Raw genomic sequence first — 13,576 nt, forward strand, 5'->3', positions numbered from 1 at the left:
CACACCTTCACGGAGATTCAATCGTGACTGCAATTACTGAAAAAGACACCAGCAAATTCGTGCGCATCCAAGACGGCGAGCTGGATCTGAATATTCATTACAACGACTGCGGTGAAGGCAAAGAAACGGTTGTCATGCTGCACGGTTCAGGCCCTGGTGCTAGCGGCTGGGCCAACTTCAATCGCAACATCGAGCCACTGGTAGAGGCTGGCTTCCGGGTCATCCTCATGGACTGCCCTGGCTGGAGTAAAAGTGATTCGATCGTCAGCACCGGCTCTCGCTCCGATCTTAATGCCCGCGTTCTGAAAGGCTTGGTCGATAAGCTGGACCTGGACAAGGTGCACTTGCTCGGCAACTCCATGGGTGGCCATACCGCTGTAGCTTTCACGCTGACCTGGCCTGAGCGCGTAGGCAAACTCGTGCTTATGGGCGGTGGCACCGGTGGTGTCAGCCCATTCGTATCAATGCCGACTGAAGGCATCAAATTGCTCAACGGCCTGTACCGCGAACCAACGATCGAAAACCTCAAGAAGATGATGAACATCTTCGTTTACGACACCAGTGACCTGACCGAAGAGCTGTTCCAAGCGCGCCTGGACAACATGCTGGCTCGTAAAGACCACCTCGAAAACTTCACCGCTAGTCTCGCAGCGAACCTCAAGCAGTTCCCTGACTTCGGCCATCGCCTCGGCGAGATTCAGGCCGAAACCCTCGTAGTTTGGGGCCGCAATGACCGCTTTGTGCCGATGGACACCGGTCTGCGTCTGGTTGCCGGCATTCCCAACTCACAACTGCATGTCTTCAACAAATGCGGCCACTGGGCCCAATGGGAACACGCGGACACGTTCAACCGCATGGTTCTCGACTTCCTCACCCACTGATCGAGGTCACGATGAACATCACACAAGAGACCCTTGAGCGCTTGGCGGCAGATCTGCGCAGAGCTGAAGGAAAGGGCGAGCCAGTTGGACCACTGCGTGACGTCATCGGCGCCACAAACGTGGAAAGTGCCTATGCGATTCAACGCTTGAACCAAGCCTACGCCATCGCCAATGGACAACGCCTGGTTGGCCGCAAGATCGGTTTGACCAATCCCAAAGTCCAGGCCCAGTTGGGCGTAGACCAGCCGGACTTCGGATGCCTGTTCGCTGACATGGCTTACGGCGACAACGAAGTGGTTCCGTTCGAACGTGTTCTGCAGCCCAAAATCGAGGCAGAAATTGCACTGGTTCTGGAACGCGACCTACCTAGCGCTTCCACAACCTTCGCAGATGTCATCGCTGCTACCGGCTGGGTACTCCCGGCGCTTGAAATTGTCGGCAGCCGCATTGAGGGCTGGAACATCAAGTTCGCCGACACCGTAGCAGACAACGCATCAAGCGGATGCTTTGTGCTCGGTGGTCCTGCACAGCGCATCGACGGGCTTGACCTGCGGGGGGCAACGATGCGCCTCTCGAAAAACGGTGAACTTGTCAGCTCCGGAAGTGGCGCTGAATGCCTGGGTAACCCGCTGAACGCAGCCGTTTGGCTCGCCCGCACAATGGCTGAGTTTGGTGAGCCACTGAAAGCAGGTGACATCATCCTCACCGGTGCATTAGGGCCGATGGTTGGCGTAAGCCCAGGTGATCATTTTGAAGCCGAGATCGATGGCCTTGGCCGCGTCGGCGTGTCGTTCAGTGTCGAGTGATGGAGATCTAAAATGACAACAAAACGCAAAGTCGCCATCGTCGGCTCCGGAAACATCGGCACCGACTTAATGATCAAGATCCTGCGCAATTCCAAGCACCTGGAAATGGCAGTTATGGTTGGTATCGACCCGGCCTCGGACGGTCTTGCCCGCGCTGGGCGGATGGGCGTGGCGACCACTCACGAAGGTGTAGCTGGGCTGGTAAAGATGCCAGAGTTTGCTGACATCGACTTCGTATTCGATGCAACCAGTGCCGGTGCTCACGTCAAAAACGACGCCTTGCTGCGCGAGTGCAAGCCGGGCATCCGTGTGATCGACCTTACTCCAGCAGCTATCGGCCCTTACTGCGTGCCGGTCGTGAACCTCGAAGAGCATGTCAACGCGCAGAACCTCAACATGGTCACGTGCGGTGGGCAAGCGACTATTCCCATGGTCGCTGCAGTATCGCGTGTTGCCAAGGTGCAATACGCAGAGATCATCGCTTCGATTGCCTCCAAATCGGCAGGGCCTGGCACTCGGGCCAACATTGACGAGTTCACCGAAACTACGTCGAAAGCGATCGAGGTGATTGGCGGCGCAGCTAAAGGTAAAGCCATCATCATCATGAACCCGGCTGAGCCTCCGCTGATGATGCGCGACACCGTCTACGTGCTGTCTGAAGCAGCTGACCAGGAGCGCGTCGAGGCATCCATTGAAGAAATGGTCTCAGCAGTGAACGCATATGTCCCTGGCTACCGTCTCAAGCAGAAAGTGCAGTTTGAAGTCATCCCTGAATCTGCCCCTTTGAACATCCCCGGCCTGGGCAAATTCAGTGGCCTTAAGACCTCTGTTTTCCTTGAGGTCGAGGGTGCTGCCCATTACTTGCCGGCGTACGCAGGCAATCTCGACATCATGACTTCCGCTGCGCTGGCTACCGCCGAGCGCATGGCACAGTCGATGAGCCAGGTCTGAGGAGCGCAGATATGAACGGTAAAAAGCTCTACATCTCCGACGTGACGCTGCGTGATGGTATGCATGCCATTCGTCACCAGTATTCACTCGATCAGGTCCAGGCGATCGCTCGTGCACTGGATGCCGCCAAAGTAGATTCGATCGAAGTAGCCCACGGTGACGGTCTCCAGGGCTCAAGTTTCAACTACGGCTTTGGTGCGCATACCGATATCGAGTGGATCGAAGCTGCCGCCGACGCGGTGAAGCACGCCAAGATTGCAACGCTGCTGCTCCCCGGCATTGGTACTCTGCACGACCTCAAAGCTGCCTATACCGCAGGCGCTCGCGTCGTCCGTGTTGCCACGCATTGCACCGAGGCCGATGTCTCCAAGCAACACATCGAGTACGCCCGTGAGCTTGGTATGGACACGGTAGGCTTCCTGATGATGAGCCACATGCAGACCCCCGAAGGGCTCGCGCAGCAGGCAAAACTGATGGAAAGCTACGGTGCCACCTGCATTTACGTCGTCGACTCCGGCGGCGCGATGAATATGGATGACATCCGTGCGCGCTTCCGCGCAGTGAAAGCGGTGCTCGATCCGGCCACTCACACCGGTATCCACGCGCACCACAACCTGAGCCTAGGCGTAGCCAACTCGATCGTCGCCGTCGAGGAAGGCTGTGACCGCATCGACGCGAGTCTTTCGGGGATGGGCGCCGGTGCTGGTAATGCACCACTGGAAGTTTTCATTGCAGCCGCAGACAAGCTGGGCTGGAACCACGGCACTGACCTGTACGCCCTGATGGATGCAGCAGATGACCTGGTTCGCCCACTCCAGGACCGCCCGGTACGTGTTGACCGAGAGACTCTCGCGCTCGGTTACGCCGGTGTGTATTCGAGCTTCCTTCGCCATGCAGAAGTTGCAGCTGCTCGCTACGGCATCAAAGCAGTAGACATCTTGGTCGAGCTGGGCAAACGCCGCATGGTTGGCGGCCAGGAAGACATGATCGTCGACGTCGCATTGGATTTGCTGAAGCGCTGAGGTTCGCAGACAGCTCCACGCAAGCTGTCTGCAGCAATCCCCTCCCGTAAGGGAGGGGGTCTATGACACAACAATAAGAGAGATCACCAGATGAATGCCTCGCAGACTCCCGACTCGCAGCACCTCCGAACACGCAGTGATCAGCCCACCTACTCACTCTTTCTTGAGTGATTACTGAGCTGATGTAGTTCCACATCACTGGCGTTACTAAAACCACAATCATGTGATTTCTGAAGACCTTTCAAAGGGCTTCGGAGGGGGTCGTTATGACTGATAAAACCGATAAGACCAAACTTTTCATCACCATCGCGCTTTGCTTCCTCGTTGCACTGATGGAAGGCCTGGATCTCCAAGCACCAGGAATTGCGGCCCACGGCATGTCTGCCGAGTACAGCTTGGATAAGCTGGAAATGGGCTGGGTTTTCAGTGTTGGCGTCCTGGGTATGCTTCCAGGCGCTTTCGTTGGCGGCCGTCTGGCTGATCGCTATGGCCGGAAAAAAGTGCTCATCGCCTCTGTTGCACTGTTCGGCATCTTCTCTCTCGTCACAACGGTAGCCTGGAGCTTCAGCGCGTTGCTATTCGCCCGGTTCCTGACAGGTGTGGGCCTGGGTGCATCGTTGCCCAACCTCATTGCACTCGCATCTGAGGCTGCTGGTGAGCGCATGCGAGGCACAGCAGTCAGCTTGATGTATTGCGGTGTACCGCTGGGGGCCGCGTTGGCAGCCGCCATTGGGCTGCTGGATTTCGGGGCTGGCTGGAAGCTCGTCTTCTACGTCGGCGGCGTGGTCCCTTTGGTCATTGTTCCCTTGCTGGTTCTCTTCCTACCCGACGTGTACAAGCAATCGATTGCTGCCACCACCACGATCGAAGTTCCCTCCACCAAAGCCATCTTGGTTGAAGGCGGTGCACTGAAGAAAACCCTGCTCCTGTGGGTTAGCTTCTTCTTCACACTGATGGTCACCTACATCCTGATCAACTGGCTGCCAAGCATCCTGATTGGACAGGGATTCAAGCCAAGCGAGGCAAGCGTCGTAGTATTGGCCATGCAGCTCGGCGCGGCCGTGGGTACCTTGATGCTCGGCGTTGCCATGGATCGCCTGCCTATCTGGGCCATGTCGGCTCTGGTATATGGGGGCATCCTGATTTCTTTGGCCTGCCTCACAGTGGCGGCCTCACTCCCTACCATGATCGGCGCAGGATTCTTGGCAGGCATTTTCACAACGGGTGGCCAGTGCGTCCTCTACGCCCTCGCTCCTCAGTTCTATCCCGCCAATGGTCGGGCTACCGGGACCGGTGCAGCACTCGCAGTCGGTCGTATCGGTGCAATGACAGGTCCACTTGTCGTAGGAAAAATGATGGTCCTTGGAGCCGGTGCAGGCGGTGTCATGTTGGCCTCGGCGCCCGGCATCGTTCTGGCGGCTATCTCGCTGCTTTATCTCTCGTCGCTGAAGAAACGCCCTGAGCTGAGCCCTTCGGTGGTTTGAGCGGCATTGCGTCATCACAAAAACAAGAAAGAAGACACGACATGAGCAAATCAAAAAAAATTGCATTCGCAGGGCTGCTGGCTGCAAATGCAGCTTCGCTACAAGCGGCCGGCTTCGTGGAAGATTCGAAAGCCAAGGTAACACTGCGCAACTACTACTTCGATCGCAACTACATCAACCAGACACCGCAAGCTGCAGCGCGAGAGTGGGCCCAAGGCTTCATCGTCAACTTCAATTCGGGCTTCACCGAGGGCGTAGTCGGCTTTGGACTGGATGCTCAAGCCATGATGGGGTTGCGCCTTGACTCCTCACCAGATCGTGTCGGCACCGGTCTATTGCCGTTCTCTACTTCCACCAGGGAGCCAGCCAAGGACTACTCCGAGCTAGGGCTGACAGCGAAGGTCAAGGTTTCCAAAACTGAGCTTCAGTACGGAACCGTGAGCACGTTCTTGCCAATCGCGTTCGCAAGTCCAACACGGCTGCTGCCACAAACCTTCCGCGGCACCTACCTGCGCTCGCAAGACATCACAGATCTTTCTCTGCACGCGGGTTGGCTCGACCGAATCAACCTGCGGGACTCTACTGACTACCAAAAAATGCGAGTTTCAGCCCCAAACGGACGCTTCAACGGCTCTGCGGAGTCTGATGCGTTTTATTTCCTTGGCGGCGATTACGCCTGGTCGAAGAACCTCACGCTCAAGTATTACTACGCAGAGCTTGAAGACATCTACGACAAGAACTACCTCGGTTTCGTGGACAACCGTGAGCTGGGCCCAGGGCGGCTCACTTCCGACTTCCGCTTCTATGATTCCAAAGACAATGGGTCCGCAAAAGCTGGGAAGGTTGATAACCGCAACACCGCCTTGATGCTGACCTACCAGCTCGGCGTGCATCGTCTTGGCGCTGGCTACATGCAGCTGACTGGGGATACTGCAATGCCCTATCTCTTTGGTACCGAACCACTGGTGATCACGGAAGGCACACTGAGTTCGGAGTTCCTAAACCCCAAGGAGAGAAGCTGGCAGGTCAAGTACGACTACGACTTTGTTGCCGTTGGCATCCCCGGCCTGAAGGGCATGCTGCGCTACGTCAGCGGGGACAACATTGACCTTCCGAATCTCGGCGGCAACAAGCTCAAAGAGTCAGAAAAAGACGTCGAGCTCTCCTATGTGATCCAAAGCGGCACGTTCAAGGACGTGGCATTCCGGGTCAGACACGCTTGGTATCGAAATGACTTCGGCCCTGGAGCTTCACACCGGGATGACAATGAGCTTCGTGTGAACATTGATTACACCTTTGCCCTTTGGTGAAGACGACGTAGTCCCACTCGCTACGCGCTGCACCCTTAGCCACGAACTCACCTCGTGGCTTTTTTTGGCGTGACGAAAGGCATTTCCAGACGATTGCGACCGCTATTCTTACATGCTAGCATGTAAGCATGAGTTGAGTGATCTCGCCTGTCAGCTAACACCGCTGAATCAGACACTCTGATGGCCTGAAAAAAAAATACAAGATCAGGAGGTACCATGAATCTCTTCCCCCTCATTCGCATCGCTCGCCCGAGCCGCGGGTGCCAGTAGAGCCCGTCGTTTCCCCAATTTTTTAATGTCTCGAACGCCATGTCGGTGCTGCTTCGTGCTAGCTGGCTTTGGGACTTGTCGGACATGTTCCGGGCTTGCGTGCAAGTTCAGAGCATCAACATGTAATGCCTGGAGAATAATAAATGACTACCTCCTCTAGCTTCGATACCGACGTATTGGTGATCGGCACTGGCCCAGCTGGTGCAACTACTGCCTTGGCGCTAGCCACCTACGGTGTGCGGGTCAAAATGGTCACCATGTTCAACTGGCTGGCGAACTCGCCGCGAGCCCATATCACGAACCAGCGCGCCATGGAGGTCGTGCGTGATCTTGGGTTGGAAGACGAAGTTATCAGAGCAGCCACACCTTGGGAGCAGATGGGCGATACGCTTTTCACCACCAGCCTGGCCGGTGAAGAAATCGCACGTATGCGTACCTGGGGTACTGGCGACAAACGCAAGGGCGACTACGTCCAAGGCAGCCCATGCACCATGCTGGATCTCATCCAGCCCGAGATGGAAGCGATCCTTCTGAAGCATGCCGCGATCCGCGGTGCTCAACTGAGCTTTAACACCGAGTATCTAAGCCACGTGCAAGATGCCGAAGGTGTGACCGCCCGCATGAAAGACGTTCTGACCGGTGTCGAGTACGAAGTTCGCGCGAAGTACCTGGTGGGTGCCGATGGAGCTAACTCCAAGGTAGCCAAAGAGATCGATCTGCCGATTGTTGGCGAGATGGCCAGAGCCGGAACCGCTTACGTCATCTTCAACGCAGATCTGAGCAAGTACGTACAACATCGCCCGAGCATCCTACAGTGGATCGCTACTCCAGAAGCTGGATTTGGTGAGATAGGGATGGGTTTGCTGCGCGCCATTCGCCCGTGGGATCAATGGATTGCCGGCTGGGGCTTCGACATGGCCAAAGGCGCCCCCGACCTGTCCCCAGAAGCTGTTTTGGAGAAGATCCGTCTCTTGGTCGGCGATCCCAAGTTGGAAGTCGAGGTTGAGCGGATGTCGACCTGGTATGTAAACCAAGCACATGCCACCGAATACTCCCGTGGTCGCGTGTTCTGTGCCGGCGACGCTGTGCACCGTCATCCGCCATCCAGCGGGCTGGGCTCCAACACCTGCATGCAGGACGGTTTCAACCTCGCCTGGAAACTGGCTTACGTCCTCAAAGGATTCGCCGACCCGAATCTACTGGAAAGCTACACCGCAGAGCGCGCTCCCGTGGGCAAGCAAATCGTGGCGCGTGCCAACCAGTCCCGTAAGGACTATGCCTTGCTGAAAGACTGCTTCAACTTCGGCAATGGCGTGGACACCATCGCCAAGTTGCTTGATCGCATGCGCGACCCAAGCCCGGCGGGTGTGGAAGTTCGCTTGAACCTGCAGAAGGCGCTGGAAATCAAGAGTCGCGAATTCAACGCTCAGGGGGTCGAGTTGAACCAGCGCTACGTGTCCTCTGCAGTTAAGCCTGATCCAAGGGACGGAGTTGAGCTCTGGGCCCGGGACAAAGAACTCTACTTGCAGGCCACCACTCGCGCAGGTGCCAAGCTTCCTCACGCATGGCTGGTTGACGAGACCGGTCACCGGATTTCTACGCTCGATGTCGTGGGCAAAGGGCAAATGACCCTGATCACAGGACTTGCAGGTCAAGCATGGGTGGCTGCTGCAGAGGGCTTGAACCTTCCGTTCCTCAAGATCGTTGTCACAGGCGCGAAAGGTACTGCGGACCTTTACTGTGATTGGCAATCGGTTCGAGAAATTCACGAGGCAGGTGCACTTCTGATTCGACCTGACGGTTATATCGCCTGGCGGCACAGCAATGCTGTTTGGTCTGCCGGAGAAGCGGCCTCAGAACTGCAGCAGGCGCTCCAAAGCGTCCTGGGTTAAGCATTACCTCAAAGGCCCGGCGCGATGCCGGGCCTTCTTTTTATTCGCTCCCAGCAGCGCAGGAAGCCACTAGGCCCTCTGCGCTGCGAACGTTAGAAACAAAAAATCAATCGATAAGGGCCCGTGAGTAGAGTGGCGCACCTCCCGCTACGCCTCACCTTATGGGCTCAATCTGCCTTGAGTGCGATGAGGGTGAACTATGGCTAAGGCCGCTGATGTCGTTGTGCAATGCCTGGAAAACGAAGGTGTCGAGTATGTGTTCGGCATTCCTGGTGAGGAAAACCTCGACCTGCTGGAATCCCTGCGCAAGTCGAAGATCAAGCTGGTACTGACCCGCCACGAGCAGTCCGCGGGCTTCATGGCCGCCACTTATGGCCGCCTGACCGGCAAGACCGGCGTCAGCTTGTCGACCCTGGGCCCTGGCGCGACCAACCTGGTAACCGCCAGTGCGTACGCCTACCTTGGCGGCATGCCGATGATGATGATTACCGGCCAGAAGCCGATCAAGAAGTCCAAGCAGGGCCGCTTCCAGATCATTGACGTGTGCGGGATGATGGCGCCCATCACCAAGTACACCCACCAGTTCGCCTCGGCCGACAACATCCCGTCGCGCATGCGTGAAGCGTTCCGCCTGGCCGAAGAAGAAAAGCCGGGTGCCGTGCACCTGGAGCTGCCGGAAGACATCGCTGCCGAGCAGACCGATGCCATGCCGATCCCGCGCAGCCTGCACCGCCGCCCGCTGGCCGAGCATGTGGCCATCGAAGCCGCCATCGAAAAACTGCGCACCGCACGCAGCCCGATCCTGGTGATCGGTGCCGGCGCCAACCGCAAGATGACCGCCAAGGTCCTCAAGCAGCTGATCGACAAGACCGGCATCCCGTTTGTCACCACCCAGCTGGGCAAGGGTGTGGTCGACGAGCGCAGCCCGCGCTTCCTGGGCAACGCCGCGCTGTCGTCGGGTGACTTCGTCCACCGCGCCATCGAAGCGGCCGACCTGATCATCAACATTGGCCACGACGTGATCGAGAAGCCGCCGTTCTTCATGGTCCGTGGCGGTACCGAAGTCATTCACATCAGCTTCCGCTCCGCCGAAGTCGATGCCGTGTACTTCCCGCAGGTCGAAGTGATCGGCGATATCGCCAACGCCGTCTGGCAGATCGCCGAAGGCCTGGGCGACACCTCGCACTGGGACTTCACCCGCCTGATGGCCATCCGTGAAGCGAACGAAGCGCAGATCGCCGAAGGCGGCGACGACGACCGCTTCCCGGTCTACCCGCAGCGCCTGGTGGCCGACATCCGTCGTGTGCTGCCGTCCGAAGGCATCGTTGCCCTGGACAACGGCATCTACAAGATCTGGTTCGCCCGCAACTACAAGGCGCACAAGCCCAACACCGTGCTGCTCGACAACGCCCTGGCGACCATGGGCGCCGGCCTGCCATCGGCCATGGCGGCGCACCTGGTGTACCCGGACCGCCCGGTGATTTCGGTATGCGGCGACGGCGGCTTCATGATGAACAGCCAAGAGCTGGAAACCGCAGTTCGCCTCGGCATGCACGTCACCGTGGTGATCCTGCGTGACGACGGCTACGGCATGATCCGCTGGAAGCAGGCCAACATGGGCTTCACCGATTTCGGCCTGGACTACGGCAACCCGGACTTCGTCAAATACGCCGAAGCCTACGGTGCCAATGGCTACCGGGTGGAAAGCGCGGATGCCTTGCTGCCGCTGCTGGATCACTGCGTTTCCAACCCCGGCGTGCATGTGATCGACTGCCCGGTGGATTACAGCGAGAACGACCGCATCCTCAACAGCGAGCTGCGTGAGCGGTCACTGGCGATTTAAGATTCGCTACCACGTGCAGCAGAACTAGGCACGCAATAGTGTGCCTAGTCAATTCCGAACAAGTCACCCAAGAGCTGACTGAAGCCGACTGTGAGGCTGAAGAAAGCTCAATTGTCCGCAGCAGATAATCTATGAAGATAGAGAAGCCGCGATTGCCGGGCCTCGCGGACGAGCCTCTCAGTAGCTAACGATAAACGCTGGCGCACCACCATGAAATAAAGCATGCCTGCGCTTATCCGCTCGATAGCCATTTCAGCCACATTCGCTGCTGTGCAGTGGACTTTGCATACGCGCCTGTGTTCGCCTGAAGCCGATAAAGTACTGCTTGCCATTGTAAAATTAGTGCAGTTCAGATCGCGTACAGCTAAGAGCTTCTCGACGATCTCAGCGTTTGAACTATGTCGGCATGGACAACCGTGCCTAGACGCGATGCTGAACCTCCGTTTCGTAAGGAGTTTTTTGATCTTTGCCAGAGTCTCTGCGCCGAATTAACGTCTCCAGCATGTGTCGGAAACTCATAATCGTTGGATCCTTGGAAGCCGATGGGCTGAACGTCACTCACCAAACTCGTGCCCCAAACCAATTTCATACAGCGCTTCTTTTTTCGACATAGTTTTAATTTTCACGAGCCTAGACACCGGCAATCAGCTCTTTACGCAAAGCCTGCGGCGGCTTGCCAAATGCACGCAGAAAAGCTTGGCGTAGCCGTTCACGATCAACAAATCCCGTCTCACGGGCGATAACCTCCACAGGATGACGACTGGTTTCCAGCATAAGCCGAGCCGCCTCCACCCGTAGCTTTTCAACGCATTTGGCCGGCGTTTCTCCAGTCTGCTCGCGAAATACCCGGCTGAACTGCCGGGGACTAAGCCGTGCCACTTCGGCAAGCGCCTCCACCGACAGATCACTGCGTAGGTTTTCACGTGCGTAAGCTAGCACCAGCTGTATCCGATCAGACTTCGGCTCCATAGCTAGAAGCGCCGAACACTGTGAATGGTCACCACTGCGCCGCTCCGAAATCAACAGTTTGTACGCCACTTGGCGGACGAGGTCGCGGCCAAGATCATGCTCGACCATGGCCAACGCCATGTCTATACCGGAGCTCATGCCTGCGCCAGTCCAGATTTGTCCGTCGACGACAAATAGGCGGTCCTCTTCCAAACGGATGTCTGGATAGCGTTGGCGAAAAGCAGGCACATGCAGCCAATGGGTGGTGGCACGTTTGCCGGCTAGAAGACCGGTTTCTGCCAGTACGAAGATCCCAGTACACAAGGACGCCACTCGTCTAGAAGCTGCCGCTGCCTCGGTGACGCAGCGCAGCAAACCAGCCGTCGGCACTCCCTCCTCCAGGAAACCGCTAACAATCACCGTATCGTAGGAGCCGGCCTGCATCGGCTGTGTCTCGACTGCAAAACCCTGAGACGACATGATCAACCCGCCCGATTCGGAAACCAGAGTGAGACGGTAAACAGGCTCACCGTGCAATAAATTAGCGCACTCAAATACTGAACCCAGTGCCATGCTCAACGACTGGAACTGTGGATAAACGATCAGCGCAACATGGTGCATATCAATGCTCCGATAGAACAGGTGATGAGCCGATTTTCAGGGCAGTTCGCCAGCTTAACAAGCGTGGGGCGCGAACCTGTAGATGTGGTGTTCCAGGAGTGGCTGAAATCATGGCGTATTTGACATTGTTGCTAGCCGGTCACAGTCCTAGAATCAGTCCCAACAACCTAGACGACCGGTCTAATCAACCGATGAACATCATGATCACTAATGAACAGCAACCTACACGGAGCAGGATCCTCGACTGCGCTCAGCGCATTGTCAGCCAGAAAGGTTTTTCCGCCGTGGGTATAAATGAAGTGTTGAATGCTGCCGGCGTGCCCAAGGGGTCGTTCTATCACTACTTCTCGTCCAAAGACGGATTCGGTGAAGCTTTGCTGGACGATTACTTCGAGCGCTACACCGCCGAAATGGACCTTCTGCTCGCGGTTCCCAGCTTGTCAGGCCGCGACCGAATCACCCTTTATTGGCAACGTTGGTTTGAGAGCCAGACCATCCACGTGGGCAACGGAAAATGCCTCGTGGTCAAGCTGGGCGCCGAGGTTTCAGATCTGTCGGAGGCCATGCGCCAAGCATTAGCCCGAGGCACAGCGAAAATTGTTCAGCGCATAGCCGCCGCGCTCGACAGGGCGGTCGCTGACCGCTCGTTGCAGCTTCAGGAGCCGGCCTCGTCACTGGCAGCCCGCCTCTACTTCCTGTGGCTAGGCGCCAGCATCATGGCCAAGATCACTCGCTCCACTGAGCCCTTCGAAATGGCAATGAAAGAAACAATGCATACCCTCAAAAGCTAATCCTCTGCAAACGCCCTGGAGGGCTTATCAATGAACGTACTGATGGTTTTGACTTCACATGATTCGCTGGGTGACACCGGTGAAAAAACCGGCTTTTGGCTGGAAGAGTTCGCAGCCCCCTACTACGTGCTGACCGACGCTGGCGCGAAGGTAGTAGTCGCCTCACCAGCAGGGGGCCAACCCCCACTCGACCCGAAAAGTGACTTGCCCGATTCCCAAACCGAGATGACTCATCGCTTCAAATCCGATATTGCTGCTCAACAGGTTCTGGCCAACACTCTGCGCCTGGATACAGTTGACGAAAGGCAATTCGATGGAATCTTTTATGCCGGCGGTCACGGCCCGCTGTGGGACTTGGCCGAGTCACCAGTGTCGATCGCGCTGATCGAAGACTTCGAGCGCGCTGGCAAACCAACTGCTTTCGTATGCCATGCGCCAGGCGTGTTGCGCCACGTACGTACGGCTAGCGGTGAACCCCTGGTCAAAGGCCGGCGGGTGACCGGCTTTACCAATAGCGAAGAAGCCGCCGTGCAATTGACTGACGTGGTGCCGTTCCTCATTGAGGATGAGTTCAATGCCTTGGGCGGGCAGTTCGAGAAAATTACCGACTGGCACCCCCATACCGTGGTCGACGGCCAACTGATCACTGGGCAAAACCCGGCAAGCTCCGAAGGCGTCGCCCTGGCACTGCTTCAGCAACTGGCTTAAGCCTTTCTCTCCTAAGTCCACACATTAATTCAAACTGGCGCACTGAAGC

11 protein-coding genes are annotated in these 13,576 nt (G+C 57.0%); 10 read left to right on the top strand and 1 reads right to left on the bottom strand.

Annotated elements, in window-relative coordinates:
• The first annotated feature begins 23 nt into the window (after window positions 1-23).
• The 8 genes from AC5PZ0_RS09275 to AC5PZ0_RS09310 all read left to right on the top strand — a co-directional run bounded on the left by AC5PZ0_RS09275 (window position 24) and on the right by AC5PZ0_RS09310 (window position 10,459).
• Window positions 24-881: an alpha/beta fold hydrolase gene (locus AC5PZ0_RS09275; protein ID WP_493854742.1), complete on the top strand. Its 858-nt coding sequence runs from the start codon at window positions 24-26 to the stop codon at window positions 879-881.
• An 11-nt stretch (window positions 882-892) separates the two neighbouring features.
• The gene (mhpD, locus tag AC5PZ0_RS09280; protein ID WP_023383534.1) at window positions 893-1,687 is read left to right on the top strand and encodes a 2-keto-4-pentenoate hydratase; all 795 of its coding nucleotides are present in this window, start codon (window positions 893-895) and stop codon (window positions 1,685-1,687) included.
• A 12-nt stretch (window positions 1,688-1,699) separates the two neighbouring features.
• Window positions 1,700-2,638, top strand: a complete 939-nt coding sequence (locus AC5PZ0_RS09285) for an acetaldehyde dehydrogenase (acetylating) (RefSeq protein ID WP_493854743.1) — start codon at window positions 1,700-1,702, stop codon at window positions 2,636-2,638.
• A gap of 11 nt (window positions 2,639-2,649) precedes the next feature.
• Window positions 2,650-3,660 carry a 4-hydroxy-2-oxovalerate aldolase gene (gene mhpE, locus AC5PZ0_RS09290; protein ID WP_139657518.1) on the top strand — a complete coding sequence of 337 codons (1,011 nt, stop codon included), beginning with the start codon at window positions 2,650-2,652 and terminating at the stop codon, window positions 3,658-3,660.
• A gap of 266 nt (window positions 3,661-3,926) precedes the next feature.
• The gene (gene mhpT, locus AC5PZ0_RS09295; RefSeq protein WP_493854744.1) at window positions 3,927-5,144 is read left to right on the top strand and encodes a 3-(3-hydroxy-phenyl)propionate transporter MhpT; all 1,218 of its coding nucleotides are present in this window, start codon (window positions 3,927-3,929) and stop codon (window positions 5,142-5,144) included.
• A gap of 41 nt (window positions 5,145-5,185) precedes the next feature.
• Window positions 5,186-6,454 (top strand): OprD family porin, encoded by a 1,269-nt coding sequence (locus tag AC5PZ0_RS09300; protein WP_493854745.1) that lies wholly within the window; start codon window positions 5,186-5,188, stop codon window positions 6,452-6,454.
• Between the two features lie 413 nt (window positions 6,455-6,867).
• Window positions 6,868-8,616, top strand: coding sequence for an FAD-dependent monooxygenase (locus AC5PZ0_RS09305; protein ID WP_493854746.1), 1,749 nt, complete (start codon window positions 6,868-6,870; stop codon window positions 8,614-8,616).
• Window positions 8,617-8,815: 199 nt separating this feature from the next.
• A complete protein-coding gene (locus tag AC5PZ0_RS09310) occupies window positions 8,816-10,459 on the top strand; it encodes an acetolactate synthase large subunit (protein WP_493854747.1) in 1,644 nt (547 codons plus the stop codon).
• A 630-nt stretch (window positions 10,460-11,089) separates the two neighbouring features.
• Here the strand turns inward: AC5PZ0_RS09310 and AC5PZ0_RS09315 are convergent.
• On the bottom strand, window positions 11,090-12,028 hold the full coding sequence (locus AC5PZ0_RS09315; RefSeq protein ID WP_493854748.1) for a GlxA family transcriptional regulator: 939 nt from the start codon (window positions 12,026-12,028) through the stop codon (window positions 11,090-11,092).
• Window positions 12,029-12,219: 191 nt separating this feature from the next.
• On the opposite strand from AC5PZ0_RS09315, the gene AC5PZ0_RS09320 reads away from it, so the two are divergent.
• Both AC5PZ0_RS09320 and AC5PZ0_RS09325 read left to right on the top strand, forming a co-directional pair.
• Complete coding sequence (locus tag AC5PZ0_RS09320) at window positions 12,220-12,819, top strand: TetR/AcrR family transcriptional regulator (protein ID WP_493854749.1); 600 nt, start codon at window positions 12,220-12,222, stop codon at window positions 12,817-12,819.
• 30 nt (window positions 12,820-12,849) lie between these two features.
• Window positions 12,850-13,527 (top strand): type 1 glutamine amidotransferase domain-containing protein, encoded by a 678-nt coding sequence (locus tag AC5PZ0_RS09325; RefSeq protein WP_493854750.1) that lies wholly within the window; start codon window positions 12,850-12,852, stop codon window positions 13,525-13,527.
• Window positions 13,528-13,576 lie beyond the last annotated feature (49 nt).

It is taken from the genome of Pseudomonas sp. 5.2, from assembly GCF_059025405.1.

Bases quoted from the DNA above. Each gene is read 5' to 3' on its own strand.
- AC5PZ0_RS09310 (WP_493854747.1), top strand. From the start codon at position 8,816: ATGGCTAAGGCCGCTGATGTCGTTGTGCAATGCCTGGAAAACGAAGGT.
- AC5PZ0_RS09320 (WP_493854749.1), top strand. From the start codon at position 12,220: ATGAACATCATGATCACTAATGAACAGCAACCTACACGGAGCAGGATC.
- AC5PZ0_RS09305 (WP_493854746.1), top strand. From the start codon at position 6,868: ATGACTACCTCCTCTAGCTTCGATACCGACGTATTGGTGATCGGCACT.
- mhpE (WP_139657518.1), top strand. From the start codon at position 2,650: ATGAACGGTAAAAAGCTCTACATCTCCGACGTGACGCTGCGTGATGGT.
- mhpD (WP_023383534.1), top strand. From the start codon at position 893: ATGAACATCACACAAGAGACCCTTGAGCGCTTGGCGGCAGATCTGCGC.
- AC5PZ0_RS09285 (WP_493854743.1), top strand. From the start codon at position 1,700: ATGACAACAAAACGCAAAGTCGCCATCGTCGGCTCCGGAAACATCGGC.
- AC5PZ0_RS09300 (WP_493854745.1), top strand. From the start codon at position 5,186: ATGAGCAAATCAAAAAAAATTGCATTCGCAGGGCTGCTGGCTGCAAAT.
- AC5PZ0_RS09325 (WP_493854750.1), top strand. From the start codon at position 12,850: ATGAACGTACTGATGGTTTTGACTTCACATGATTCGCTGGGTGACACC.
- AC5PZ0_RS09315 (WP_493854748.1), bottom strand. From the start codon at position 12,028: ATGCACCATGTTGCGCTGATCGTTTATCCACAGTTCCAGTCGTTGAGC.
- mhpT (WP_493854744.1), top strand. From the start codon at position 3,927: ATGACTGATAAAACCGATAAGACCAAACTTTTCATCACCATCGCGCTT.